This is a genomic window from Pseudomonas sp. GW823-FHT02E01, from assembly GCF_058797535.1.
This window is the reverse complement of the sequence record NZ_JBXAJS010000003.1, coordinates 131,493-157,119: the sequence shown is the minus strand read 5'-3', so window position 1 is coordinate 157,119 and position 25,627 is coordinate 131,493. Positions and strand designations below refer to the sequence as shown.

Genomic DNA, 25,627 nt, shown 5'->3' with positions numbered 1-25,627 from the left:
AAGTACAGCCCCAGCGCACCGGACGGCGCACCGAGGCAAACGTTACATGCCGGTGCGACCCATCTGCGCGAACAACGCGCGCATCGCAACCAGGGATGGCGTGTGGCTGCTGAAACCACCGTCGGCGACCAGGGTAGTACCCGTGACGAAGGAGGATTCGTCACTGGCCAGGAACGCCACCACATCGGCGATCTGCCGAGGCGTGCCCAGCTCGGCGGTGCAATGGTTGTCGCGCAGAATGTCGAGCAAGGGTTCAGGCATGGCGTGTTCCGAAGGCGCCAGTCCGATCTGCACGGCGTTGCCGCGAATGCCTTGCTTGCCGTACTGCGAGGCCACCATGCGTGGCAGCATCATCAGCCCCGCCTTGGAAGTGGCGTAGCCGGTCAGGGACATATCGCCCTGCATGCCCAGACCCGAGGTGGCGAAGATGATCGAGCCCTTGCCGTTCTCCAGCATCACCGGAATCACATGCTTGGTGCACAGCACGGCGCCACGCAGGTTGACGGCGATGGCGCGGTCCCAGGCCTGCATGTCGAGGTTGACGAAATCGCGGTCCAGCTGGCGTTGCTCGGCATTCAGGATCGCCGCGTTGTTGTGCAAGATGTCGATACGGCCAAAACGCTCTTTCACCTGGGCAACCATTGCCCGCACGTCGTCTTCCGAGGACACATCGGTGGCAATCGCCAAGGCCTGATGGCCCTCGGCGACCAAGGATTGGGCAACGGCTGTCGCCCCTTCGAAATTGATATCGACCACGGCAATACTCGCGCCATGCGATGCCAGTACCCGTGCGCATTCGGCGCCCAGGCCGCCACCGGAGCCGGTAATAATGGCCACTCGTCCTGCCAGTTTTCCTGTACTCATGCCCTTATCCTTTTTGTTTTAGGGAGTGGCGTTTTATTCGCCGGTAAAACGCGGTTCGCGCCGTTCGCTGAAAGCCTGGGCCGCTTCGCGAGCGTCCTTGGTCGGGGCCAACAAGGCGAACAGATCAAGCTCCAGGTCCAAGCCACGCTTGAGATCCATTTCCAGTGCCGCCCGCGCAGCCTGTTTGACAAAGGCGGACGCGGTGGGTGGCTTACTGGCGATGCGCTGGGCAAAAGCCCGCACTTCTTGCACAAGGTTGGCACTGTCACTGGCCAGTCGACTGACCAGACCAATGCGCTGCGCCTGCTCGGCGCCCACACGGTCACCGGTGAGCAACATGTCCAGTGCCTGACCCGGTGCCACCACTCGGGAGAGTCGTTGTGTGCCGCCGCCACCGGGGATCAGCCCCAGACCGGTTTCCGGCAAGGCGAACACGGCATCGGGAGCGGCGAAACGGATGTCGCACGCCAGCACCAATTCCAGCCCGCCACCCATGCAGTAGCCATGAATGGCGGCGATCACCGGCTTGGTGATGCCGTCGAGGGTTTCGATCCAGCGTACGTTTTCCATGCGCTGGCGAACTTGCAAGCTGGACTCGGGGCCGCGGCGTTCCTTGATATCGGCGCCCGCACAAAAGCCCCGGTCGCCTTCCCCGCGAATCACGATCACGCGAATGTCCGGGTCCTGCTGCAACAACGCCAGTGCCTGCGGCACGCCTTGGCGGATCTCGTCGTTGATGGCGTTGATCTGCCGGGGACGGGTCAGTACCACCCAGCCCACCATGGCATCGCGCTCCAGGCGCACCGCATCGTTGATCAGCACGGGAGGCTGCTGGTTTTGCGCTGTACTCATGCAGGGCACTCCTCGAACTCGAAGACCTGACCATTGAGTTCTTGTGGATCGATCTTGATCAATGGACGACCACCCACGGCCTCCGAGGACTCGATCCACTGGAACCGGGTGCCGCGCGCACGCAGATCTTCCGCCTTGGCAGCCAGGTCATTGACACCAATACGGATGTAATACGGACCCGGACCCCAGTTATTGACGTAGTGACCGGCGTCGGTGTTCCAATAGGTCGCCTCGAGTACATCGAGGGTGGCACTGTTGGGCACGGTGAACCCCATGCGCGCACGGCGGTAGCCTTCGCTGCGGATGTTCTCCACCGGACCGCTCGGTTCCCAGTCGAGGTTGGTCGATACCTTGCGCAAGGTTTCATCAAGGTCACGGACCAGGAAGCCACGGGCCGTCACGCGTACCATGTCGCCGGGTTTGAGATCGCGTGGTTGCACCGGTGGCAACTGGTAGGTTTCCGGCGGCATCTGCAATGGCTCGGTCGGCATGATTTCAATGCACAGGCCACCGTCCACGGATGGCTGGTAGTACGGCTGCTCGGGAGTAGCACCCAGCCACAGACGGTCGAACGGCATTTCCGGGGTGCGCTGTGCCATGCGGAACGGCAAGCGCCGGCGCATCAGTTTGTCCACCAGTGCGTCGAACTTGTCCCCGTGCAGGGCCAGCACGATGGAGTGAGTGATCATCGGCCGATGATGACCCTGGAAATCTTTCAGGCTTTCCAGAAAGTCATGGAACAACGGGTCGCCGGGGTTCGGCCGATCCAGGTGCCACTGCGGTTCGATGCGCGTTGGCGACACCGCCAGGGATTTGTGTACCCGCAGAAAATGCGCGATGTACGGGTGATTGTCGAACGCCTGGCGCCAGCGTTCGTGCTTGTAGATCCCGAGCTTGTCGACCAACATTTCCGTCATGCCGTCCGGGTCCGGAACCATCATGTCGGCACTCATCAGTAACTCGAACATACTTCTCTCCTTGCAATTGCCAGCCTGGGCCTGTGCCCGGCTATTAGTCAGAGGGCACGCCGGGGTAAGGCGAGCTCAGTCAATGAGTGGGTCGGTGCGCCGGCTGCGGGCTTACGCGGTTCCTGCTGCGCGCGGGCGTCTTCGAGGTCCAAGGTCACTCCGGCCTTGGAGTTGCCCTTGGGATTTAGCAGGTAATGCGACAGGGCCGGGATCAACACCAGTGCACCGAGCATGTTCCAGAGGAACATGAAGGTCAGCAGGATGCCCATGTCGGCCTGGAACTTGATCGGCGACCAGGCCCAGGTAATCACCCCGGCCGCCATGGTCAGGCCCACCAGTGCGACCACACGGCCGGTGAAGTCCAGCGAGCGGCGATAAGCCACCGCCAGGCTGCCACCACGCTCCTGCACCGCCAGTTGCACACTGAGCAGATACAGCGCGTAGTCCACACCCACACCAACACCCACGGCGATGACCGGCAAGGTGGCCACCTTGAGGCCGATTCCCAACCAGACCATCAACGCCTTGCAGATGATCGTGGTCATCAGCAACGGAATCAGCGCCACCAGGGTTGCGCGCCAGCTGCGGAAGGTCAGCAGGCAGAGCAATGCCGTGGCACCATACACCGCCAGGTACATGGTGATGATGCCCTTCTCCACCTCGATGTTGGTGGCGGCCTCGATGCCGGCATTACCCGCAGCCAAGAGGAACTCCACCGGCTGTTCAGCGCCGACGACACTGTTGTTTTCCTTGGCGAATTCTTCGGAGACCTGCAAGACCCGGCTCAGGGTGTCGGCCTTGTGGTCAGCCAGATAGGCAATCATCGGGGTCACCGAGCACTGCTGGTTGGTGATCCCCGGGGCGGAAATCATCGCCGCATCCACCGCCGAGTTGGTGATCGCCTGGTCACGGCTGATACTCAGCCATTTCGGGCTGCCTTCGGCCATGCCGGAGCTGATCATCCGTACGGTTTCTGCCAGCGACTGGGTGGTTTGTACACCTGGTGTCTGACGCAGGCGCCAGGCCAGCTTGTCCATGCTTTGCAGCGACTGGTACAGGCGGCAGCTGTCTTCATTGGTCTTCATGATGACCACGAACTGGTCACTGGAAAGCCCGTAATGACTGGTGATGTAGGCGTTATCGCGGTTATAGCGCGAATCCGCTCGCAACTCCGGCGCACCGGGGTCCAGGTCACCGACCTTGAGATGCATCATCACTACGCTACCCGCCAGGGTCACCAGCAGCGACACGGCGATCACCGCGGTGGCCATCGGCCGTTCGGTGAACCGGTCGAGGCCGCTCCACAGACGCCCCAGAAAACCTTTGTTTTCTGCGCCGGCCTGGTCTTTGGCGATGGCGATACGCGCAGCTTTTTCACTGACGCCCAGATAGGACAGCGCCACCGGAATCAGCAGCAACTTGGTGAAAATCAGCACGGCGACGCCGATGCTGGTGGTCAGGGCCAGGTCGCGGATCACCGGGATATCGATGATCACCAGCACGGCAAAACCAACGATATTGGTCAGCAGTGCGGTAAGACCCGTGAGGAACAAACGGCGGAAGGTATAGCGCGCGGCAATGTATTTATGGGTGCCACGGCCAATGTCCTGAAGGATGCCGTTCATCTTCTGCGTGCCATGGGAAATGCCGATGGCAAAAATCAGGAACGGCACCAGAATCGAATACGGGTCCAGTTCGTAGCCGAGGATTTGCATCAAGCCCAGCAGCCACACCACGCCCGCCACTGCCACGCTTACCAGCAACAAAGTGCTGCGCAGGCAACGGGTGTAGAAATAGACGAACAGCCCGGCAATCACCACGGAGGCGCCAAAGAACAGCATCACCGAATACAGGCCGTCGATCAGGTCGCCGACCAGCTTGCTGAAGCCGACGATATGGATGCCGACCTTGTCGCTTTCCAGTGAGCGAATCTGTGCTTCCAGTTGCTTGGAGAAATCCCCGTAGTCCAGTGGTTTACCGGTCTGCGGATTGGTATCGAGCAACGGCGCGACAATCATGCTCGACTGGCTGTCGTTGGCCACCAGGTTGCCGACAATGCCGGCGCGCATGATGTTGCGGCGCAGGGCCTTGATCGACTTGTCGCTGCCGTCGTAATCGGAAGGCATCACCGCACCGCCATCGATGCCCTCCTCCGTCACTTCTTTCCAGCGGACGATGGGCATCCACAGCGACTTCATCCAGGAACGGTCGATACCCGGGATGAGGTACAGGGTGTCGTTGACCTTCTGCAGCGCCAGCAAGTAGTCGGCGTCGTAGATATCACCGGTCTTGTTTTCGACCACCACGCGAATGCTGTTACCCAACCCCGGAAGCTGGTCTTTATAGGCCAGGTAATTCTTGATATAGGGGCTGGAGCTGGGGATCATTTTCTCGAAGCTGGCATTCACTTGCAGCCGTGTAGCAAAGAAGCCCAACACCACGGTGGCGAGCAAGCAGGCAATGACGACCAACATGCGATGCCGGAAAATCACCCGTTCAAACCAGCCTCCGGAGCTCTTGTCAAAGTCCTCCAGGTTGGCAATCACTGGCATCCCGCTGTTGAATTTTTGCTCGACCATTTTTTCTTTCTCGTAGGGGAATCGTGCCGAGGGCGTCAGTTGGCCTGGGCGATATCGATGACCTTGGCGCCGCTAAAGCGCGTGACAACCAGGCTCCCAGCCTGACTGGTGGCACTGGCTGCATACACCTCGCCCATTCGCGCATCCGCCAGGGGCGTGACTTGCAAACTCTGTCGATCAACGCTGATCAGTTGCCCGCCCTGGCTCACGACGATCAAGGCGTTGCCCTGCTCGACAATGCTAACCAGGCTGCTATTGAGGTTGGTTTCCACGGCCTGCCATTGCTGTCCGTCATCGCGGCTGGCAAACAGGTTGCCGCGCAGCCCGTAAGCCAGCAGCAAATGATCGTAGGCGCGGACGCCGAAGTAGGTGCCGGTATAGGGCGTGTCGATTTTCACGAAACGTTGTTGCTGACGATCCAGGCGCATCAACAGCCCCTGTTCGCCGCTGATATAGAAAGTGTCCGCGTTCTGAGCCAGGCCATACAGGTGCATGCGCCGCTCATTGTCACTGCGCTCGATCCACGGCTCCCAGTTCTGGCCGTTGTCAGTGCTGTGCAACAACAGCCCAAAGGCACCCACGGCAAAGCCGTTGCCTTGTTCATCGAACATCACATCCAGAAAAGGTGCAGCCAGTACGCCTGGGGTCGCCGAGGTACCGGCGGACATTGCAACTTCCTTGACCACCGCGGCTGCGGACTCGTCGCCTTTTTCGGCCCGCGGACCGTAGTAAGCATTGAGCAACGTCAACAGGCGGCGCCCGTCGAGTTGTACTTGCCAGCTGTGGCCGCCATCAGTGGTGTGCAGCACCAGGGCATCGTGGCCGACAATCCAGCCATTACGCTCGTCGCGAAACCGTACTTGCACCAGATCGCTTGACACCGGACTGTCGACCTGCTGCCAGGTTCGTCCCGCGTCGGTGGAACGCTGGATCAATCCGTGGAGGCCGACACTGATCATCGCATCGCCAGCCCTGGCGACCGACAACAAGGGTGCGGGCAAACGCTCGTCCACCCGTTGCGCCGGCACGTCCAGCGAGTCGGTGGACGTCGTGGCCGCGCTATAGGCAGGCACGGTCAACAACGAACTCGTGCCAACGATCAACGCGACAGCCAGCAGCAGGCGCGACCTGGCGAGAAGAAGAGAAGCAGGGCAAAGGCTAATCATTATTTTTATTCCTTGACCATCCCGCATGGCAAAACTCTCCTGCTCTGCCCGTCAGGCTTGATGCGCAAACCGACGGGCAGGACAGGCGACTCATATCAGCGTTGAGTGACCCGGGCTACGATGGCTTCAGGGTTCATGTCGCGCTCGCTGAGCGGTTTGTCATAGAACTTGTAACCACCTTTGAGCCCATCGTTGAGCAACGCGTACATGCCTTTGTTGAAGTCATAAACGACGTTTTTCACGTTGTAGGGAATGTTCTTGTCGTAAAGCTGCACGCCACTGAGGAAGATCGAGCGATACAACGCGCCGCTCTTGTCCCAGGCGTCATACAGGCCAACGCCAAAGGTGTCTTCATCCAGGTAATAGGTGCGTTTGTTGTAGACATGGCGCATGCCCGGCTTCAACGTTGCCTCCACGACCCACACCCGATGCAGCTCCCAACGCTCGTTGGCCGGGTTGGCGTGGTGCGGCATGAACTGATCTTCCTGCTTGGTACCGAAGTAGAACTTGTAGGCGTTGTACGGGATGTACATCTCCTTTTTGCCGACCAGTTTGTAGTCGAACCGGTCCTGGCTGCCGGAGAACATTTGCAGTTCGTCGAACAGGGTCACTCCGCCCTGACTGGCCACGGGTGTATCAAAGGCAAACTCTGGAGCCAGCTTGACCCGACGCTGACCTGGGGAGTAGCTGAAGGAGCGACGTGCCTTGGCCAGTGGATCGAGGAAGTCGTTCAGCACCACGACTTCACCGGAGCGCCGCGCCGGATAGTCATTGCGCGAGAACACCCTGGCATACATCAGCGGATCACGGTCCGCCTGGGTGACCTGGTAGTACGGCGTTTCTTCGAAGGTCGCCTGTTCGGCGGTCTTGGTGATCGAACCATTGGCATCGACAACCCAACTGTTCGAAGACGAGGTCGTCGAGTAGCCGGTGCCGATCTTGTAGCGCACCTGCTGGTTCCACATCACTTCGTTGCCGTTCTTTGGAATCGGGAACGGCAAGCCGCCACGGCAGGATGGATCGACCGCCAGACCGTCCTTCTGAATCGTGCAACTGGTAGCGTTGCGCACGGTGGAATCGAGCACGGCCTGGGGATAGGCGGTCGTACGGTGGCTTGGATAAATGTCGATGTAATACGTCGGGTACTTCTTGATCAGGGTCTTTTGCCCTTCACTGAGCTTGTCCGCGTACTGGTCGACGTTTTTGGCATCGATGCGAAACAGTGGCTTTTCATCCTTGAACGGATCGACCCAGAATCCGCTGTCGGGTACGAAGCCGGCCGGCGCCTTGGTCAGGCCACCGTCATAGGCAGGGATGGTGCCCTCGGCGTTACCCGCCTTGATCGCCCCGAACGGGGTGAGGCTTTTGCCCAGTTCGGAAGCGTCACCGCCTGCCGCCAGGGTGTAGGTCGCCATGCTCATCAGGGCAATGGATAAGGCAAGTTGTCGTTTCATGAACACATTCTCCGATTCTTGTTGGATTTATCAGAAGGAGGTCTTGAAGGTAAATGCCAGCCAGCCGCGGTCGGTACCACCGACCGGACCGTTACCGGCTACAGTGCCGTTGGCCAGATGCTTGGGTTGGGCCTTGGTGTCTGCGTAACGCAAGCCGAACTCATAGAGTTGGGCATAAGTGGCCTTCAGGCCGACTGAGTAGGACAGCGCGCCTTCGTTACCGCCACCGGCAGTCGGGGCGTTGCCATGCAGGCCGTAGTTGACAGTCATTGGGACATCCAGGTCCCAGGAAGGCAGGACCTGAATGTACTGTGGCGTGTAGTTGACGGCAACTGCGTAGTAGTTCTTCGACGAGCAACCATCGGACTCATCGCCAGAGCCGGGGCTGCGAGGGTTTCTGGCATCGGTACAAGCATTCTCGCCAACCCCTTTGTACAACTCTTCGTGCTCGGTCACCCGATCCAGATGGCTGTAGGCGAATTCACCAACCAGCGTGCCGTTGTTCGAAATAAAGTTACGCGGCACGCCGTAAACAGCGTTGGCAATAAAGTGGATGGTGTCACCGCGAGGACCTTCATCGTCCAGGGCACTGACGCCGGTGGCATTCAATGCGCCGTTCATCCGATAGGACAATTCGGTACCGACCGCCACAGTGTTGAAGACCCGGGCGAAGCTGAGTCCCGCGAGCTTCACGCCACGTGGGTAAATCACCCGATAGGAACCCGCTGCTGCTTTGATTTCCGGGGCCAGCCAAGGCTGGTAATCGTCGAACTGACGGTAGTAGGCGCCGAAGGTCGATTCGATCTCTTCGACGTTGAGCTTGCCCATCACGCCCCAGTTCTTGCCATCACGCCCGAATTTCGAATCCTGACGTTGCAGGGTCGAGCCGTTGGCGGCCAACGGTAGCTGGTCCGGGCCTTCGAACAATGGGTCGGCACCACCAAAGTACGTGCCCCCGTAAGGGATGCGAGTGGGTTCCCATTCGTAGAAATACTGAGCGGCAACAGAGAGATGGTCGGTGAGTTGCGCCTTGGCTGATATTTGCCCGACTGGCAGGAACACTTCCTTGGTTTCAATACCAGGACTGGTCGAGGCTTTCACGCCATCACTTGGCGCCTGGGAATAAGACACGGCATGCGCGCCGATGAGCAGGCCCTCACCCCAGTAGTTGGTGTGGCGACCGGCTTTCACGTTGACCGGTATTTCGCCGACGTTGAAGTTTTTCCAGAGGAACGCATCGAGAATTTCGCCCGAAGGACCGTTCATGTAGCGGTCCACTTCACCGCTGTACTTGTTGTTGTGGTAGCTGGTCGCGAACCCTGGAATGTTGCTATGGACTTTGTCGTCATCGTAGGCCTGGTCATACCAGCCGGCAGCACTGAGACGAGCACCCCAATCGTTGAGATAGGAAAAATCGAACTCACTAAACAGATCGAGACGATTTGTCACGATCTCGTTTCTATCGAACTTGCCGTCCGACTCGTCGTAGTTCGGCGTATTCATGATGTGGCTGTCTTGACTGTCGGTCCGCATCCCCAGGTTGTAACGGACCGTATTGTCCCAACGCACGCGGTAGTCTGGGTTCGACATGTCGAACGAGGCCGCCATCAAACCCTGTGCACTGCCAACCATCAACAGTGTCAGAGCACCTTGAGTCAGCACTCGCCGACCCTGTTTGGTCTTCTCTTTCATACACACTACCTTTTATTTTTATTTTCTGACGTTAAGTGCGTTCAAACAGTCATTCCAGCGATCTGCGAAACCCCACAGGATCGATGCATGTCCCGCCTGGACAGTCCGCTCGAGAGGCCTGGCACGCATCCAGGACCACGTTCCTCTTCAGCTGAAAGCCACCGTAACGGATCGCAATGTAAAATTCCACATAAAGATTTCAGTTCTCTATTCAGAATTTCAACCTCGATTCCTTGCCTACCTGTTTCAGCCAACGGCGTCGTCAAGGACAATACTGCACACAAAACACATAAACGTTCAAATAATCTTTGACGATTGACCTCTTTGGGCTTTCAATAGCCCGGGCACACCCCCTGAATACGGGGCGTTCGGCAGGAAAACCCGCAAATGAACCGGCAGAAAAAAAACAACAGGAGCCAGCATGAACATTGATTTGAGTGCAAAGCGCGTGATTATCACGGGTGCATCCCGGGGCATCGGCCTGGCCATCGCCCGGGCTTTCGCGGCTGAAGGGGCACGGGTAGCGATTTGTGCCCGCAGTGAGGCAGCCGTCCGCGAGGTCGGTGCGCAGCTCGCGGAACACGCTCAGGCGGTCATTGCCCGAGCGGTTGACGTGACCGACAGTGAGGGAGTCAAGGCTTTCGTCGCCGAAGTTGCACACGCCTGGGGCGGTGTCGATGTGCTGGTCAACAATGCGGGTCAAGGACGCGGCGGTAATCTCGATACCCTGACGCCGGAGGCCATTCTCGAACATGCCAACATCCTGCAGATGGGACATTTTCGTTTCGTCCAGGCCGTGGTGCCGTTCATGCGTGAACAGCGTTGGGGGCGAATCATCGAAATCAACGCCCTGGCCGGCGCAATTCCGACGCCAGACGGCATTCCTTCGGTGATCAACCGCGCGTCGTGCATCGCCCTCTCCCGCTCGCTGGGCATGTCCCTGCCCAAGGACAATATCCTGGTCAACAGCCTGAACATGGGCTGGATCGATACCGGCCAATGGGACCGTCATTACAAAGAGATGGGGCCGGGCGTGAGTCGCGAGGAGTTCGACGCCATGGTGATGAAAGTCGTGCCGCTCGGACGCTACGGCAAGCCTGAAGACGTTGCCGGCATGGCGCTGTTCCTGGCCAGCGAATATGCCAGCTTCATCAGCGCTGCCTCGATCGACATAGCCGGTGGCATGGGCGGCCAGATTGCTTACTTCCCGACGCTCAAGCGCGACTTTGCCGCTGCCATTGCCGCTCGTAACGCTGCCAGCGAATAACGCGTACACGCAGTCCGGCATTCACAGATAGCCGCGACAGCGGCCTTGGTCCCGGTGCGCCCGGCGCACCCTCAACGTTGGCGCACCCTGATGAATCTGCTGCTACCCGTCCTTGCCACGCTGATCTGGGCCGCCAGTACGGTGGTCAACCGTCTGTCGGTCGGGGTGATCGACCCCGCAGCCATTTCCTTCTATCGCTGGCTGACGGCGTTGCTGGTGTTGTCACCGGTGTTGTTGCCCAGGGTATGGCGCTTGCGCCGTCAGATTCGCCCTTATTTGGCCAAGCTGTGGCTGCTGGGATTGCTCGGCATGTCGCTGTACCAGTCGCTGGCGTATTTCGCGGCACACACCGTCAGCGCCACCTCCATGGGCCTGATTCTGGCGACCATGCCGCTGCTCACCGTGCTGCTGGCCTTCCCGGTGCTCAATACCCGGCCGACCACGACATTACTGGTCGGCGCCCTAGTTTCATTTGCCGGACTGGCCTGGTTGCTGGCAGCAGGCGACTTGTCTTCACTCTGGCAGCACGGGGTTGGGCAAGGTGAGTTGATGATGTTGGCGGCGTCGCTGTCGTACGCGCTGTATTGCGTGTTGGTGAAGCGCTGGCAGATTCCCCTGCCGACCTGGGAAAGCCTGTACGTGCAAATTATCTGCGGCACCCTGCTGCTGGTGCCGCCTTTCGTGCTGGCACCGTCGATAGCCCTGACGGCAAAGAACATCCCACTGGTGTTATTCGCTGGCCTGTTCGCCTCAGCGCTGGCACCCGGATTATGGATGCGCGGCCTGCAAACCCTCGGCGCAGAAAAAACCGCCGTGCTGATGAACCTGGTGCCTTTGTTTACCGCGGTGTTGGCGATTGTGCTGTTAGGGGAAACATTGCACCTGTACCACGCGGTGGGTGGCGGGTTGATTTTGCTGGGGATTGGATTGGCACAATGGAAACCCGCCCGGGTGTTGGCCCGGGCTGCGACCTAGGCGACCAGCAAGGTATCTCGCAACGTCTGCAAGCGTGCGGTGCTCAAGCCACTGAAACGCTGCAGATAGCGATCCAGCCCGCCATACTCGGCCTCGATCACCGCATAAGCGGCATTCAGATATTCAGGCCGGGCATCCACTACCGCATCGAACGCCGCTTCGCTGACCGGCTGGCCAACCATACGGGTCACCGCATGACTCATCGCCTGCTGACGCTCTGCACTCAACTGACTGAAACGCCGCGCCGAACGCAAATAGTCAGTCATGATGTGTTCCGGCGCGACGCCGAGGGCGTGCAACAGCAGCATGACCGCCACGCCGGTGCGGTCCTTGCCCGCCGTGCAGTGAATCAGCACCGCGCCCTTGCCTGCAGAAAACAACTCGAACAGTGCCGGCAACCGGGGCGCCAACATTCCCGGTAGCCGCCGATAAACTTCCAGCATCATGCCCCGTGCACCCTCCGCCACCGGATTATTCGCCAGCATGAGGGCAAGGCGTGGATCCGCCCGGACATCGCCTATGACCTCCAGGTGCAACTCCCGGATTGCGCTATCGGGCAAGCGGTTCGGGTAACGTTCACGCTCACCCGCGCTGCGTAAATCGCAGACGGTCTGCAACCCCAGGCGCTGAAGTGTCTGCCAGTCTTCAGCAGTCAGCCCATGCAACTGGTCTGCGCGCAAAAGAATATCGCCGCCAATGCGGCGACCACAATGGGAGGGAATGCCTTTCAAGCTGCGAAAGTTATCCGCGCCTTGCAGACGCAAATCTTCCTGATTGACCACGCTCAACTCTCCAATAAATGTTGATACGCTTGCGTCAACGGCCTTGCGCCCTGTCCCAATATCGGTGTGCGGCGTGGCTTACGGCCGTGGGTTAACAAGCGCACAGTATCAAAATCTTCTGCGGCGGCGAAAAACCGCTCCACCATTGGCAGTCCGGCCTGCCCCCAATCATCCATGTTCGACATCCAGGTCTGCATCCCCCAGACCGGCCAACGCCGTACTTGTTCCCAGGCCGCCTCCTGACCCAGCACGCCTTCGGCTCCCAGGCTAATCAGTTTTTCACGGTAAACACGCAGCAAACGCAGCGCTTCGGCGCGGCGCTCCTCCACGGTCAACGCGCCGAGCATGAAATAGGCGACATCGCGCCATGGCCGGCCACGTCGGGCCAGTTGCCAATCCAGCCAGATACGTTGACCGTCACTGCGCAAGAAACTATTACCCTGATGGGAGTCACCATGGATCAAACAACAGGGTGAAGTCTGCTCCAGTTCAAAAGCTGCCAATTCATCGAAGGCATGGCTAAACAACTCCGGTGACTCGTACATCCATTTCGGCAGCAGCTGCTGGTACTCGGGTTTACGCAGATTGACCTTGATGTAGTTGTACATGCGCAGCAGACCGTCACTGTCCACCGGGTTGGCCATCGACACCGGCAACCAGCGCTGCTCCTGCAACTGCGGACTGTTCCAGGTAGCAGCATGCACCGTCGCCAGTGACTCGAGCCCCTGAGCAACACCGTCCACGCCAAGGTGATCGGTGCTATGACCAAATTGCCCGGCAGCCAGACCGAGGTCTTCCATCATAACCACGCCTCGACCGCCACCATCGGCGTCCCAGTCGGTGAAAAAGGTGCTTGGCAATGGCGCATCGGTCCAGCCGCGCGCCAGATGATACAGGCGCGCTTCCAACTCACAGATGTCGCCGCTCTCGAAACCTTCGGACCAATTCGACTTCAGGCACACATGCGCAGGAATACCCGCGCGCTGTCCGACCTCGTTCAACTCAAGCCTGGCGCGCAATTTGGTGGTGTGCCCGTTACGGACCTCCAACGCCGTCAACGCCAGGACCTCGCTGCCTGGATAACGCGGCTGCAATAGCTGCGTGAGCCAGGCTGCGCTGATCTCACTCAGTTGCCGAGGCAATCGCCCGCTGCGCTGCGGGTATGGCCGCCCGACGGCCATGTCCAACAGGCTGTCCGTCACGGCGTCAGTACCCGGCCAGCGTTGGTCGCAACCTTCAGCTTGAGGAGTTCGATCGCGTTACCGCTACGAATCCGTTCACGGTCTTGAGCGGACAAACCCAGTCCCTCGGTCAAGTCGCCATGGTCATAGGCGCCACCAAAGTTGGTGCCGTACAACAGACGCTCCGCCCCAACCACCTCGGCGACACCACGACGCAAGCCGGGCGCATGCACGTCGAGGTCGAAATAGAAATTCTGCATGTAATCCATCAACGGTCGCTGGTTGCGCGAGTCAGGTGCCATCGCCCGATTGAGCTCGCTCAAGCGCCCCAACTGGAAAACCGCCATGCCACCGGCATGGGTGATGTAGGTTTTCAGGGTCGGGAAAACATCCAGCGCGCCGCCGCAGATCAGGTACCAGAAGAACAACGTTTCATCGACGCAATCGCCCACGATCGAGGTGGTTTCGAACTTGTCGTCAGTGTGTTTTTCGCCCCAGTAGATCGACTGGTTGAAGCCGTGCACCATGATCGGCACATCCAGCTGTACGAGCTTTTCCCAAACAGGGAACAGGCGCTCATCGTGAGCTTCCAGGCCATTGAAATTGGCCCCGCCTACGCACACGCCCCTGGCCCCTAACTGAGTCACGGCGCGTTCGATTTCTTTGGCCGCGTTCAGTGGGTCCGCCAGGTTGGCGTGGCACCAGAAATCGAAGTGGTCGGGATCGGCCCGGCAAAATGCCGACAGTTCGTCGTTGCACAGGCGCGCGTATTCGTTGGCGAAATCACCTGCCCAATACATGAAACAGTGGGACGGTGTGGACATCACCAGCTTGTCGACACCCCGTTCGGCCATCAGCTTACGCCGGCTGGCGTGGGTCATGCGCGCGAGGAGGTTGGCCTGCGCCTCAGCGTCAGTAGCGGCTTTGGCCGGTTGCTTGGTACCGAGGGAAAAATGCCCCACGGTCAGCCCCTGCACCTTCATGAACGGCCCCCAGAACTCGTGGCGGTTCAGCATGCCCTCAGTCAGCAAGTGGGCGTGGACATCAATCAGCATGGCATTCTCCTTGTTGTAATAAGCCAGCAGGTCGAACGCCTCATTTGACAGGGCGTTCGGACCGGTTTGAGGGATAACTACACCGCCAATAATATAGACACTTTTTCTATATGTGTTCATTTATTATTGAAGTTAGAGAAGGTTTTTGGGGTGTGCCTTGTGTGGAACGGGCTTTTGCCGATTGGAAGAACCTGTAGGAGCGAACATGCTCGCGATGGAGGCCCAGACAACGCGTTCATCCAGACAGGGCGCGTTATCGTTGACGTCCATCGCGAGCAGGCTCGCTCCTACAGGGGTCGGCTGTCAGGCCGCCTCAAATGGATATGTACGCCAAAAGAATCCAGCAAAAAAAGCGGCCCTCTCAGGCCGCAAATGCGTGTCCATTCGATGCAATCAGCGTTGCGTTTCCTGGGAAACAATCGATTCAGGTTTCATGTCGCGCTCCGACAGCGGTGCGTCGTGTACCCGGTAGCCGCCCTTGAGGCCGTCGTTGAGCAACGACCACATGCCCTTGTTGAAGTCATAACTGACGTTTTTCACTGTGTACGGAAGGTTTTTGTCGTACAACTGAACGCCGCTCTGGAACAGCGCGCGGTACAGCACCCCGCCCTGGTCCCAGGCGTCATACAAACCGGCACCAAAGGTGTCTTCGTCAAGGTAATAGGTGCGCTTGCTGTAGACGTGGCGTTTGCCCGGTTTCAGTGTCGCTTCCACTACCCACACCCTGTGCAGCTCCCAGCGCTCGCAGGCCGGATTGGCGTGGTGTGGCTGGAATTGCTCTTCCTGACCGCAGCTGAAGTAGAACTTGTAGGCGTTGTAGGGAATGTACATTTCCTTGCGGCCGACCAGCTTGTAATCGAAGCGGTCCTGGCTTCCGGAGAACATCTGCAACTCGTCGAACAGATTCACCCCGCCCTGGTTGGGTACCGGCGTGTCATAGGAGAATTCCGGTGCCAGCTTGATGCGGCGCATGCCTGGGGTGTAGCTCCACGCGCGGCGCGGCTGGACTTGCGGGTCGAGGTAGTCGGCGAGGATGATCAGTTGCCCGGCGCTACGAGCCGGGTAGCTGTCCGCCGCCCAGGCGCGGTAGTACAACTGCGGATCTCGATCAGCCTGTTGGACCTGGTAGTACGGGGCCTCCTCCATGGTGGCGGACTCCGCGGTCTTGGTCACCGAACCCCGGGAATCCACCACCCAACTGTTGGACGACGCAGTGGTGGTGTACCCCGTGCCCTTGTAGCGCAGTACCTGGTTCCAGATGACCTCGTTGCCGTTCTGCGGTAGCGGGAACGGCAATCCACCACGGCATGCCGGGTCGACGGCCAGACTGTCCTTGGTGGTGTGGCAATTGCTCGCGTTGCGCGTGGAGGCGTCGAGTATCGCTTGCGGGTACGCCGCGGTGCGGTGGCTCGGGTAGACATCCAGGTAGTAGTCGGGGAATTTGTTGAGCAGCATTTTTTGCCCGCCGCTCAACCGGTCGGCGTATTGCTCCATGTTTTTGGCGTTGATACGCAACAGCGGTTTTTCATCCTTGAACGGGTCGGCCCAGAACCCGCTGTCTGGCTTGAAGTCGGGCGGGCTCTGTCTCAGGCCACCGGTGTATGGGGGAATGCTTCCATCAGCATTACCCGCGATAATCGCGCCAAACGGCGTCAGGGTTTTACCGATTTGCGCAACCTGGTCGGCTGGTGCCGCAGCCTGACTGCAGGTGGCGATGCTCAACAGCGCCACTGCCCATGCAAATTGTCCTTTCATAAACAGGTACTCCGATTCTTGGCGTATTTAGATGGAGGTTTTGAAGGTAAAGGCCAGCCAGCCTCGGTCAGTTCCGCCCACGGCGCCGTTACCACCGACGGTGTCACCGGGAATGTTTTTCGACTGGGCATCGGTGTCGGAGTAACGCAGGCCGAATTCGTAACGCTGCGCATAAGTCATTTGCACACCGGCAGACCAGGTCAGTGCGCCTTCGTTACCACCGCCGGCGCTGGCAGCGTTCCCTGACAAGCCATAATTGACGGTCAGCGGTACGGACATGTCCCAGGACGGGAATATCGACAGGTATTGCGGCGTGTAGTTGACGGCAATGGCGGCGTAATCGCGTGTCGAACAGCCGTCCTCCTTGTCCCCTGAACCGGGTGTGCCAACGCGTGGGTCAACGCAATTGTTGTTGTTTTCACCCAGGTAAAGCTCTTCGTGCTCGGTCACTTTGCGCAAATGGCTATAGGCGAACTCGCCCACCAGCGTGGCGTTCTTGGAGATAAAGTTTCGCGGCACGCCGTACACGGCGTTGACGACAAAGTGGTAGGTATCGCCACGTGGCCCTTCGTTGTCAGTGGGATCGACACCCACCGCGTTCAACGCACCGTTCTGACGATAAGAGATCTCGCTGCCTACCGACACGGTGTCGAGCACTGTGGAAAGACTCAGGCCGACGAGTTTGACGCCCCGTGGGTACACCAGCCGATAACTTGCGGTGGCGGCCGAGACTTCTGGCGCCAGCCAGGGTTGGTAATCATCGAACTGGCGATAGTACGCACCCAACGTCGATTGAATCGCCTCGACATCGTACTTGGCCATTACCCCCCAGTTGGCCGAGTCACGGCCGTATTTGGATCGCTCCCGGTTCAGGGAGAAACCTGGCGCTACCGGCAAGCGATCCGGCCCCTCGAAAAACGGGTCCGCCGCGCCGAAGTAGGTACCGCCGTAGGGAATGCGCGTGTAGTCCCACTCATAGAAATACTGCGCGGCCAGGGTCAGGTTGTCGGTAGCCTGGGCCTTGGCGGATATCTGCCCGATGGGCAAGAACACTTCCTTGGTTTCGATACCCGGACTGGTCACCGCCTTGGCACCATCGAGCGGCGCTTGCGAGTAGGAAATCGCATGGGCACCAAACAGCAAGCCCTCCCCCCAATAGTTGGTATGGCGGCCGACCTTGACGTTGACTGTGGCATCGCCCAGGCGCAGGTTCTTCCAGACAAAGGCGTCGAGTATTTCCCCCGACGGACCTTCGACGTAGCGTTTCACTTCCGAGCTGTAGCGGTCGTTGTAGTAGCTGGTCTGGAAGCCAGGGACGTTACTGTGCACATCATCGTTGTGATACGCCTGGTCATACCAGCCGGCGGCACTGAGTCGCGCGCCCCAATCCTTTTTGTAGGAAAAGTCGACTTCAGTCAGCAGGTCGAGACGGTTGGTGACGATGTCGTTCTTGTCGAACTTACCGTCCGATTCATCGTAGTTGGGGTTGTTCATGATGCGCCGGTCCTGCCCCTCCGTACGCATCCCCAGGGTGTAGCGCGCGGTATTATCCCAACGCAGATGAAAGTCCGGGTTGGTCAGTTCGATGGGCACCGCCATCGCCGTTCCACCGTAGCCGAACGCCAATTCCCCCACTGCCAGCAGTACCATCGCCCGCTGGGCTCGCATGCGCCCCTTTTTACTCATGTGTTTCATGCAAACCACCTTTTGTTTTTATTGTCAGTCGTTCCGTCTGCGTCCCGGTTGCAGGACGCTCTGGCTAGTGCCCGATGGGGTAGATGATGGATTTTTCCTGGGTGAACTCTTTGAGCCAGTTGGGTCCGAACTCGCGGCCCAGACCTGATCGCTTGAAGCCTCCGATCGGTGCATAAGGCAGGCTGCCGCTGCCGCCATTGAGGTACACGCTGCCCGCACGAATGCGCCGGGCTAGGGCGTAGGCCGTTGCGGCATCGGCCGAGGCCACGGCGCCGTTGAGGCCAAAGCGCGAATCGTTGGCGATGGCCACGGCCTCGTCGTCGCTGTCGAAGCCGATGACTACCCCCACCGGGCCGAAGATTTCCTCCTGGGCGATGAGCATGTCGTTGCGCACGTCATCAAACAGGGTGATGTCGCTAAAGAACCCTTGGCGCAGATGCGCAGGTCGCCCACCGCCACACACCAGCGTGGCCCCCGCATCGCGGCCACTGGCAATGAAATGCTCGACCTTGGCGCGCTGCGACGCTCGAATCAGCGGCCCCATCATCACGCTTGGGTCCGCTGGGTCGCCGACTTTCCATTGCCCTGCAATGGCTTTGGCGCACTGCACAAATTGCTCGCGTACCGAGTGGTGCACCACAAAACGCGTCAGCAACGCACAACCCTGTCCCGCATTGACCGCCAGACCGGCGACGGCACCCAGGGCGGTGGCCTGAATGTCGGCGTCGGCACGCACGATCAAGGCCGACTTTCCGCCCAGTTCAAGGTGCACGCGCTTCAGGGTCGGCGCCGCCTGGCTCATGATGCTGACCCCCACCGCTTCGGAACCTGTGAACGTGACCATGTCCACCCGTGGATCGCTGCTCAACAGGCTGCCGACATCAATACCGCCGGTGACAATGTTGAGCACGCCCTTGGGCAAGCCGACCTCTTCGGCGATCTTACCGAACAGCAATGCCGAGTACGGGGTAAATGGCGAAGGTTTGAGAACCAGGGTGTTGCCGGCCAGCAAGGCCGGAAATACCTTGGCGAGGTTCAGCAGAAACGGAAAGTTGTAGCCCGTGATACCGGCCACCACGCCAATGGCCTCACGTTCTACCGTGCCGCTGCCGAGAATCATCGGCCCCGTCGGGTTGAATGGATTGGGATTGGCCTGCACCGGAATCTGAACGCTGTCGCTGTGCAGCGACTGTTCGATAGCGGTCAGCACATGACCGAGTGGCATATCCACCTGCATGGCGTAGGTCACGCCTTGCGAGCAACCGACCTCAGCGATGATCAACGCAGCGATCTGCTCACGCTTTGCCACCAGCGCGGCATGCATGCGCCGCAGATAACCGGCACGCTCGGTCATGCTCAGCCACGGCCAGGGGCCGTTGTCAAAAGCGTTACGTGCAGCGGTAATGGCAGCATCGGCGCTGTGCAGATCACCTGTCGGCGCATGACCAATCACAGCTTCAGTGGCCGGGTTGAGCACGGCTTCGCGCGGGCCGTCGACACCCACCCACGCGCCATCGATGTACAGCTTGTCCAACTGGGTAAAGGGAACACTCATGGTGCTGGAGCTCCTGAGATCTTACCGGTGATAAGTTCAGCGGCGCGCATGGCAATGGCCATGGCCGGGGCGTTGGTGTTGCCGGAAACCAGGCACGGCATCACCGAGGTGTCGACCACTCGCAGGCCCTCGACGCCACGTACGCGCAGTTGAGGGTCGAGTACTGAGGCGCTATCGCCCCCCATGCGGCAGGTGCCGGAGACGTGGAAGGCGGTCTGGCCATACCGGCGGAACGCGGCAAGAATTTGCTCGTCACTTTCCACCTGCGGCCCCGGTGTCAGTTCACCGACGATGAACGGCTTGAGGACCGGCTGAGCGGCGAGACGGCGGAACCAGCGAAACAAGGCAATCGCCGAGGTGCGATCGATCTCGGCACTCAAGTAGTTGGCGTTGATCCGCGGCGGTACCGACGCATCCGTCGATTGAATACGCACCTCTCCCTGGCTCTGTGGGCGCAGGAAATAGCCGCCAATGGTCAGGCCGGGGTGCTTGTCGATTTCGACCTTGTTGCCATCGCCGTCCATGGAGTAAAGGCTGACGCCGATTTGCGCATCCGGACGATCCAGCTCCGGGCGGGTCTTGATAAAGCCGCCGGCCTCATGGGCAGCATGGGTCATCGGCCCTTTCTTGCGCAGAAAGTACTGCATCACCGCGCCCAGCAAACCCACCCCATGGAAGCAATGGTTGAAACTGCCACGGGTGACCCGATACTGCATGGCCATGTACACGTGCTCACGCAGGTTGCGGCCCACCTCGGGTGCGTCTTGCAATACCTTGATGCCCAGAGCGTTCAACAGCCCGGCCGGACCGATACCGGACAGTTGCAACAGCTTGGGCGACTCGATAGCTCCGGCGCACAACAACACCTCGCGACGCACCTGGAAGCGGGCCAGGCCCGCACGGCCACTGACGTTCACGGCACAGGCGCGGCGTTTGCTGAACTCGATGCGTTGCACGTCGGTGCCGGTCATTACCGTCAGGTTCGGTCGTGTGCGAACCGGGTCGAGGAAGGCTTTGGCTGCACTGAAACGCTGGCCCTTCCAGGTGGTTTGCGGTTGGTAGCCAAAGCCACCCTGGCTGACCGAGTCGACATGATTGGTGTCCTCTGCGCGCGCCACGCCAAGCTTGCCGGCAGCGCTGATGACCGCATCGCACAGAGCATCGCCAGAGGGGTGTACGGTGACCTTGAGTGGGCCACCGACACCGCGCCATTGGCTCTTGCCCAGTTGGTGGTCTTCCAGGGCAACGAACTGCCGGCCCATGTCTTTCCAGCCCCAACCCGTGCAGCCTTGTGCTTCCCAGTTGTCGTAGTCGGCTGGCGCCCCCCGCACATAGACCATGCCGTTAACCGAGCTGGAGCCGCCAATTGTCTTGCCCTTTAACCACTGCTCGTCGCTCATGCCCTCGCCGCGCTTGGCCTTGTAGCTCCACACATGGGGGTTGCCGGGGTTAAGCAGTTTGCCGATGCCACGGGGCATGGCGATCAATGCGCTGGTGTGATCCGGGCCGCTCTCGATCAGCAGTACTGAAACGGTCGAGTCTGCCGACAATCGATTGGCCAACACACAGCCCGATGACCCCGCACCAATGATGATGTAGTCGTAAGTTTTGCTCATTGTTGTTCTTCTTTTACTGGTGGCTGTAAACCTTCGAACGCCGCAGCCCCAAGGCAGCCTTTACCGGGATTCGGCGGATGTATCGCGGATCTCGATGTTCCGTTCCGGACAAGCCCGGGCACCCCGCTGAGCGAGGCTCTCCTGCCCTGCCGGCACGTTGAAGCCAGTGCTGGCGATGTATCCGTTGTCATCGAGTGGATAGAGCGCGGGCGCAACGTTGTTGCAGCGGGCATGACCCACGCAGCCGGGTTTGTTGATCAGCACCTTCATGCGCTGGCCGCCTGTTTGTTCGAGGTATTGGCCGTTGCAGCAGGCAGGTCCCACTGCAAGTGCAGGTCTTCCATGCCGAACACGCCGAAGGCGTTGAACCTGGGCGTGCTGTTGTCGGCGATACGAAAAGCTGGCAGCCGTTGCAGCCACAGCTCCATGGCGATACGCAATTCCCGGCGTGCCAGGTGCGAGCCGACGCAACGGTGCACGCCATAGGAAAACGCCATGTGCGGCGATGCACCGGCGCTACGCTGGAAGTCGACTTTGTCGGCCTCGTCGAACACTTCAGGATCAAGGTTGGCCAGTTCGGTGCTGATCAACACCATGTCGCCCTTCTTCATCATGACTTCGCCGATCTGCACGTCGCAGGTGACCGTGCGGCGCATGTTGACGATGGAGTACGAGCGCAGCAGTTCTTCTACCGCGTCGCCGATCAATTCAGGATTGGCCCGCAGTTGCGCCTGTTGCTCTGGGCTGCGCGCCAAATGGCGGAAAAACAGGCCCAGGCAGGAGGTCACGGTGTCCAGGCCGGCGATGAAGATCAGGAAGTTGATGCCGAGCATTTCATCGTCGGTCAGCGGCCGGCCATCGATCTCGCTGGTCAGCAAATAGCTGGTGAAGTCATCGCCGGGGTTGGCGCGACGCTCAGCGATGTGGTTGCGAATCCAGGTGGTAATGGCCCGCGCGTTGTCGGTGACCGTTTGCATGTCGAAGCTTTTGATCAGCGTCTGGGTCCAGTGCTGGAACAGCGGCCGGTCATCCAGCGGCCAGCCCATGAGGGTCAGGAAAATCAAGGTGGGAAAAGGTTTGGCGAACGCTTCGTTGAAATCGCAGCGGCCTTGGGCGACCACTTCGTCAATCAACTGATTGGCCAATAGGCGGATATCCTGCTCCAGCGCCTCGACCTTTTTCGGCGTGAACAGCGGGTTGAGCAGTGCGCGGTACTTGACGTGTTCGGGTGGGTCGATTTCCAGTGGCGCCAGGCGCCAGCTTTCACCGAGCAACATCGCATAGGGTGTTAGGCCGACGCTGCTGAAGGTTTGTGGGTCTTGCAGAATGCGTCGCAGGTCCTCGGCGCGCCGAGGTACCCAGGTTCCCGGCAAAAAGCCCAGGCGCGGAATCCAGAAAATCGGCGGGGTCGTCTGGTGCAGTGCGGCCGCCCAGGCATAGGCGTTTTCGCCTTGGGTGGTGAGCTCCGCCCACAGGTCAAAGTCACGTACCAGGTGCATGGGGATATGCGCGGGAACCGGCGTAGACGCTTCAGCGGGGTAGTTCATTATTGTTCTCCAGGGTCTCTGACGGACTGGAGAAACGGTAAGGCCGGAGGGCAAAAGCCACAACGAACAGAACCGCGAATCTGTTCGGCATACAGGGAATTCATTAACACTTTCGATGAAAATGTTCTAAAACTCATCTTGCCGGTATGAAAAACCCTCTGTCACTGTTGACCGATCACCGCCGGACAACCTCACGTCCGGCGCCAAGACACTAATAAAAAAAGCTCTGCCGAGGTACAGAATGTCTCACTTCGCTTGCGTGCAAACAGTCGATAAAAGCCACTCCGGACAACGCCACGCGTTGCGTTCTCAACGCACCCGGGAATTGCTGCTGGACCACATGTATCGCCTGGCCCTGGAAAAGGGCTATGACGGGGTCACTGTGCAGCAATTGCTGGACAGTACGGGGGTTGCCCGCTCCACCTTCTACGCGCACTTTCGCGACAAGGAAGACCTGATCGTTGCCGGGTATGAAGCCATTGGCATGCCCTCAACCAAGGTCACCGAGGTAGGTGGCGACCGTCGTGTCCTGCTGGACGTGTCAGCCTGGCTGTTCAGCGCTACCGAACGTCATGCGGCACTGACGACGTCATTTTTCAGCGGTCCCGGCCAGAGCGTGATTCTTGCCCATCTGGAAAATATCCTGATCATCCAGGTGCGGGAACACTACCGAAAACAGGGTTTGTACCAGGTGGAGCACATGCGTGGCGAAGCGGCGGTACGCTGTTTCGTGGGGGCCTTGATCGGGCTGTGGCTGTGGTGGGTACGCCACGACTATCCGAACTCGGCGCAAGAAATGACCGAGACCTTCGACAGCCTGATGAACAACGGTACCTGGCCGCCGGCCAACAACGCTCGGCAGTAGCGGCGTCACGATGCGGGTCGCCCCCCAATACACCCGGCAAAATGGCACCGCCCCTGTCTGCATCCCGCACAAGACAGTGCTCAATGAGCTATACCAAAATCTCCCGTACTACTTTTTCGGAGCACAGGAGATTTATCATGAATTTGAGAAATCAATCGGCGGCTCTGATGGCCACTGTGATGATGCTCGGCTGTACGCATTCATCAAACCAGACAGTGACCATTCCTTTGCTTGCTACGCCACAGAACACCGGCGAGATTGCCAATACGACATTGGCCAACCAAGGCAATGAGACCGCCTTTACCTTCATCATCGGCGGGGTTCCAAGCGGAACCCTCAGTCCCTTGAACCTCTATACGTCCATCCATAAAGGCAGCTGCAAACAACCCGGGCCCGTTGCCTACACAATGAATGACCGGATCAACACCAGCCGTATTTCAGATATCGGTGGCTGGACCTATTCACGAAGCGCGCCTGTCGCCATGTCAGAACTGTTTTCCACCGGGTACTCAGTGGTTGTGACAACCACGCCGGCCGATGGCAACGTCGATATTTTCTGCGGAGATATCAAGCAAGCAGCGAATTGAAATTGCGATACCACCCCTGAATTCTGTCCTCTGCGAAGACGCAAAAAAAACCACCTGTGTTGCAGTATCTGAATATCCAATACCACTGCACAGTTTTCGCGATTTACGATCCCCTCCTCACTCGACTCCGGCAAATAGCCAGTCAACGCTGCGCGCCAGCTTCAAAGCTACGAAGCGCAGGCCATGATCAAAAACTGCCGGAATGCCTGGGCCGATGCTGACAAACGGGTATCTGGCAGCCAGATAAGTCCGAGCTCCATGGGGGGAATCACGTCTACCAGCGGGCGGATCTCAATTTTCTTGCCCTCCAGGGACCAGGCCCGGTAGACCATGTCCGAGAGAATGGTCACGCCGAAACCATGACCCACCAACCCGCGCAATGCCTCCATGGATGAGGTGCGAAAAGCCACCTTGGGCGCCAGTCCACGGGATTCCCAGTAGCGCGAAGTCGAAGCCTCCCCCTCATCGACCGTGGCGAGGATATAGGGGTGCTCGGCGACGTCTTCGAGATTGATCGAGGTGGCGGACATCAAAGGGTGCTGACTGGCCAACCAGAGTTGGCGGCGAGAACGAATCAGCACCTGGTGAGCGAATCCCTGCAGGTTTGGTGTGTTGGAGACTATCGTCAGGCCCAGGTCGAGATCGCCATTGCTCAGGGCTTCCTCAATGCTGTGACGGTCCATGTCGATCAGGTCGATCTCAACCTGAGGGTAGCTACGTTTGAAGCGCGCCAGCAGCGCAGGCAAAAAATAGCCCAGCACCGTGTAAGAGGCGCCCACACGTACGGTGCCTTGCATGGCATGGCCTAGAAACAGCGGTTCACTGAGAGCGTCCTGCAGGGTGTCGAGGATGTGCCGCGCATGCTGGGAAAACTTGTTGCCTTCAGCGGTCAGTGACACGCCATGGGGCAGGCGGTCGAACAGGCTGACGCCCATGGACTGTTCCAGATGCAACACGGCCGCAGTGATCGCCGACTGCGATACATGTGCCTTCAGCGCCGCTTGGGAAAACTGTCCGGCGTCCGCGGCGGCGACAAAATAGCGCAGCTGGCGCATTGAAATATCTCTGCCCTTTGTCATCTGATTTTCTGATACCTACGGTCTGAATATATGAAACAGCCAGGTCCACAGCCTCGCTACACTCGAGACCGGGTAGCTGCTTTGCCGTAACGC

The 25,627-nt window shown here is 59.3% G+C and carries 21 protein-coding genes; 4 read left to right on the top strand and 17 right to left on the bottom strand.

Annotated features, from left to right (window positions below; translation table 11 throughout):
• Window positions 1-42 precede the first annotated feature (42 nt).
• The 7 genes from AC1RDQ_RS08020 to AC1RDQ_RS07990 form a co-directional block, all read right to left on the bottom strand.
• Window positions 43-864: an SDR family NAD(P)-dependent oxidoreductase gene (locus AC1RDQ_RS08020; RefSeq protein ID WP_057715110.1), complete on the bottom strand. Its 822-nt coding sequence runs from the start codon at window positions 862-864 to the stop codon at window positions 43-45.
• Window positions 865-897: 33 nt separating this feature from the next.
• Window positions 898-1,716 (bottom strand): enoyl-CoA hydratase/isomerase family protein, encoded by an 819-nt coding sequence (locus AC1RDQ_RS08015; protein WP_057715111.1) that lies wholly within the window; start codon window positions 1,714-1,716, stop codon window positions 898-900.
• Window positions 1,713-2,684 (bottom strand): VOC family protein, encoded by a 972-nt coding sequence (locus AC1RDQ_RS08010; protein ID WP_057715112.1) that lies wholly within the window; start codon window positions 2,682-2,684, stop codon window positions 1,713-1,715. The genes AC1RDQ_RS08015 and AC1RDQ_RS08010 overlap by 4 nt, the downstream gene beginning before the upstream one ends.
• 47 nt (window positions 2,685-2,731) lie before the next feature.
• Window positions 2,732-5,263, bottom strand: a complete 2,532-nt coding sequence (locus tag AC1RDQ_RS08005; RefSeq protein WP_057715113.1) for an efflux RND transporter permease subunit — start codon at window positions 5,261-5,263, stop codon at window positions 2,732-2,734.
• A 35-nt stretch (window positions 5,264-5,298) separates the two neighbouring features.
• Window positions 5,299-6,429 (bottom strand): WD40/YVTN/BNR-like repeat-containing protein, encoded by a 1,131-nt coding sequence (locus AC1RDQ_RS08000; protein ID WP_057715114.1) that lies wholly within the window; start codon window positions 6,427-6,429, stop codon window positions 5,299-5,301.
• 95 nt (window positions 6,430-6,524) lie between these two features.
• The gene (locus tag AC1RDQ_RS07995; RefSeq protein WP_057715115.1) at window positions 6,525-7,883 is read right to left on the bottom strand and encodes a DUF1329 domain-containing protein; all 1,359 of its coding nucleotides are present in this window, start codon (window positions 7,881-7,883) and stop codon (window positions 6,525-6,527) included.
• A gap of 30 nt (window positions 7,884-7,913) precedes the next feature.
• Entirely contained in the window at window positions 7,914-9,575 is a 1,662-nt protein-coding gene (locus AC1RDQ_RS07990) for a DUF1302 domain-containing protein (RefSeq protein ID WP_020798236.1), read from the bottom strand.
• A 421-nt stretch (window positions 9,576-9,996) separates the two neighbouring features.
• Between AC1RDQ_RS07990 and AC1RDQ_RS07985 the strand changes: the two genes are divergently transcribed.
• On the top strand, window positions 9,997-10,842 hold the full coding sequence (locus AC1RDQ_RS07985; protein ID WP_057715116.1) for an SDR family oxidoreductase: 846 nt from the start codon (window positions 9,997-9,999) through the stop codon (window positions 10,840-10,842).
• Window positions 10,843-10,932: 90 nt separating this feature from the next.
• Complete coding sequence (locus tag AC1RDQ_RS07980) at window positions 10,933-11,817, top strand: DMT family transporter (RefSeq protein WP_057715117.1); 885 nt, start codon at window positions 10,933-10,935, stop codon at window positions 11,815-11,817.
• Here the strand turns inward: AC1RDQ_RS07980 and AC1RDQ_RS07975 are convergent.
• The 9 genes from AC1RDQ_RS07975 to AC1RDQ_RS07935 form a co-directional block, all read right to left on the bottom strand.
• Window positions 11,814-12,599, bottom strand: a complete 786-nt coding sequence (locus tag AC1RDQ_RS07975) for a tyrosine-protein phosphatase (RefSeq protein WP_057715118.1) — start codon at window positions 12,597-12,599, stop codon at window positions 11,814-11,816. The genes AC1RDQ_RS07980 and AC1RDQ_RS07975 overlap by 4 nt on opposite strands.
• Window positions 12,600-12,601: 2 nt before the next feature.
• Window positions 12,602-13,801, bottom strand: a complete 1,200-nt coding sequence (locus tag AC1RDQ_RS07970) for a phosphotransferase (RefSeq protein ID WP_057715119.1) — start codon at window positions 13,799-13,801, stop codon at window positions 12,602-12,604.
• Entirely contained in the window at window positions 13,798-14,835 is a 1,038-nt protein-coding gene (locus AC1RDQ_RS07965; protein ID WP_057715120.1) for an amidohydrolase family protein, read from the bottom strand. Before AC1RDQ_RS07965 ends, AC1RDQ_RS07970 begins: the two co-directional genes overlap by 4 nt.
• Window positions 14,836-15,228: 393 nt before the next feature.
• Window positions 15,229-16,590 (bottom strand): DUF1329 domain-containing protein, encoded by a 1,362-nt coding sequence (locus tag AC1RDQ_RS07960; RefSeq protein ID WP_057715121.1) that lies wholly within the window; start codon window positions 16,588-16,590, stop codon window positions 15,229-15,231.
• Between the two features lie 27 nt (window positions 16,591-16,617).
• Window positions 16,618-18,285 carry a DUF1302 domain-containing protein gene (locus AC1RDQ_RS07955; RefSeq protein WP_057715122.1) on the bottom strand — a complete coding sequence of 556 codons (1,668 nt, stop codon included), beginning with the start codon at window positions 18,283-18,285 and terminating at the stop codon, window positions 16,618-16,620.
• Window positions 18,286-18,349: 64 nt separating this feature from the next.
• On the bottom strand, window positions 18,350-19,840 hold the full coding sequence (locus AC1RDQ_RS07950) for an aldehyde dehydrogenase family protein (RefSeq protein WP_057715123.1): 1,491 nt from the start codon (window positions 19,838-19,840) through the stop codon (window positions 18,350-18,352).
• Window positions 19,837-21,456: a GMC family oxidoreductase gene (locus AC1RDQ_RS07945; RefSeq protein ID WP_057715124.1), complete on the bottom strand. Its 1,620-nt coding sequence runs from the start codon at window positions 21,454-21,456 to the stop codon at window positions 19,837-19,839. The genes AC1RDQ_RS07950 and AC1RDQ_RS07945 overlap by 4 nt, the downstream gene beginning before the upstream one ends.
• A gap of 60 nt (window positions 21,457-21,516) precedes the next feature.
• Window positions 21,517-21,726, bottom strand: a complete 210-nt coding sequence (locus AC1RDQ_RS07940; RefSeq protein WP_057715125.1) for a ferredoxin — start codon at window positions 21,724-21,726, stop codon at window positions 21,517-21,519.
• A complete protein-coding gene (locus AC1RDQ_RS07935) occupies window positions 21,723-23,003 on the bottom strand; it encodes a cytochrome P450 (RefSeq protein ID WP_057715126.1) in 1,281 nt (426 codons plus the stop codon). The genes AC1RDQ_RS07940 and AC1RDQ_RS07935 overlap by 4 nt, the downstream gene beginning before the upstream one ends.
• A gap of 241 nt (window positions 23,004-23,244) precedes the next feature.
• Here AC1RDQ_RS07935 and AC1RDQ_RS07930 point away from each other — a divergent pair, with 241 nt between their 5' ends.
• Both AC1RDQ_RS07930 and AC1RDQ_RS07925 read left to right on the top strand, forming a co-directional pair.
• Entirely contained in the window at window positions 23,245-23,868 is a 624-nt protein-coding gene (locus AC1RDQ_RS07930; protein WP_057715127.1) for a TetR/AcrR family transcriptional regulator, read from the top strand.
• A gap of 137 nt (window positions 23,869-24,005) precedes the next feature.
• The gene (locus AC1RDQ_RS07925) at window positions 24,006-24,455 is read left to right on the top strand and encodes a hypothetical protein (RefSeq protein WP_020798247.1); all 450 of its coding nucleotides are present in this window, start codon (window positions 24,006-24,008) and stop codon (window positions 24,453-24,455) included.
• 167 nt (window positions 24,456-24,622) lie between these two features.
• Here AC1RDQ_RS07925 and AC1RDQ_RS07920 read toward each other — a convergent pair whose 3' ends face one another.
• Complete coding sequence (locus AC1RDQ_RS07920) at window positions 24,623-25,534, bottom strand: LysR family transcriptional regulator (protein ID WP_057715128.1); 912 nt, start codon at window positions 25,532-25,534, stop codon at window positions 24,623-24,625.
• Between the last annotated feature and the right edge of the window lie 93 nt (window positions 25,535-25,627).

What these genes read in the sequence shown, in the direction of transcription:
- AC1RDQ_RS08020 (WP_057715110.1), bottom strand. Translation starts at nt 864, where the DNA reads ATGAGTACAGGAAAACTGGCAGGACGAGTGGCCATTATTACCGGCTCC.
- AC1RDQ_RS08015 (WP_057715111.1), bottom strand. Translation starts at nt 1,716, where the DNA reads ATGAGTACAGCGCAAAACCAGCAGCCTCCCGTGCTGATCAACGATGCG.
- AC1RDQ_RS08010 (WP_057715112.1), bottom strand. Translation starts at nt 2,684, where the DNA reads ATGTTCGAGTTACTGATGAGTGCCGACATGATGGTTCCGGACCCGGAC.
- AC1RDQ_RS08005 (WP_057715113.1), bottom strand. Translation starts at nt 5,263, where the DNA reads ATGGTCGAGCAAAAATTCAACAGCGGGATGCCAGTGATTGCCAACCTG.
- AC1RDQ_RS08000 (WP_057715114.1), bottom strand. Translation starts at nt 6,429, where the DNA reads ATGATTAGCCTTTGCCCTGCTTCTCTTCTTCTCGCCAGGTCGCGCCTG.
- AC1RDQ_RS07995 (WP_057715115.1), bottom strand. Translation starts at nt 7,883, where the DNA reads ATGAAACGACAACTTGCCTTATCCATTGCCCTGATGAGCATGGCGACC.
- AC1RDQ_RS07990 (WP_020798236.1), bottom strand. Translation starts at nt 9,575, where the DNA reads ATGAAAGAGAAGACCAAACAGGGTCGGCGAGTGCTGACTCAAGGTGCT.
- AC1RDQ_RS07985 (WP_057715116.1), top strand. Translation starts at nt 9,997, where the DNA reads ATGAACATTGATTTGAGTGCAAAGCGCGTGATTATCACGGGTGCATCC.
- AC1RDQ_RS07980 (WP_057715117.1), top strand. Translation starts at nt 10,933, where the DNA reads ATGAATCTGCTGCTACCCGTCCTTGCCACGCTGATCTGGGCCGCCAGT.
- AC1RDQ_RS07965 (WP_057715120.1), bottom strand. Translation starts at nt 14,835, where the DNA reads ATGCTGATTGATGTCCACGCCCACTTGCTGACTGAGGGCATGCTGAAC.
- AC1RDQ_RS07960 (WP_057715121.1), bottom strand. Translation starts at nt 16,590, where the DNA reads ATGAAAGGACAATTTGCATGGGCAGTGGCGCTGTTGAGCATCGCCACC.
- AC1RDQ_RS07955 (WP_057715122.1), bottom strand. Translation starts at nt 18,285, where the DNA reads ATGAAACACATGAGTAAAAAGGGGCGCATGCGAGCCCAGCGGGCGATG.
- AC1RDQ_RS07950 (WP_057715123.1), bottom strand. Translation starts at nt 19,840, where the DNA reads ATGAGTGTTCCCTTTACCCAGTTGGACAAGCTGTACATCGATGGCGCG.
- AC1RDQ_RS07945 (WP_057715124.1), bottom strand. Translation starts at nt 21,456, where the DNA reads ATGAGCAAAACTTACGACTACATCATCATTGGTGCGGGGTCATCGGGC.
- AC1RDQ_RS07940 (WP_057715125.1), bottom strand. Translation starts at nt 21,726, where the DNA reads ATGAAGGTGCTGATCAACAAACCCGGCTGCGTGGGTCATGCCCGCTGC.
- AC1RDQ_RS07935 (WP_057715126.1), bottom strand. Translation starts at nt 23,003, where the DNA reads ATGAACTACCCCGCTGAAGCGTCTACGCCGGTTCCCGCGCATATCCCC.
- AC1RDQ_RS07930 (WP_057715127.1), top strand. Translation starts at nt 23,245, where the DNA reads ATGTCTCACTTCGCTTGCGTGCAAACAGTCGATAAAAGCCACTCCGGA.
- AC1RDQ_RS07925 (WP_020798247.1), top strand. Translation starts at nt 24,006, where the DNA reads ATGAATTTGAGAAATCAATCGGCGGCTCTGATGGCCACTGTGATGATG.
- AC1RDQ_RS07920 (WP_057715128.1), bottom strand. Translation starts at nt 25,534, where the DNA reads ATGACAAAGGGCAGAGATATTTCAATGCGCCAGCTGCGCTATTTTGTC.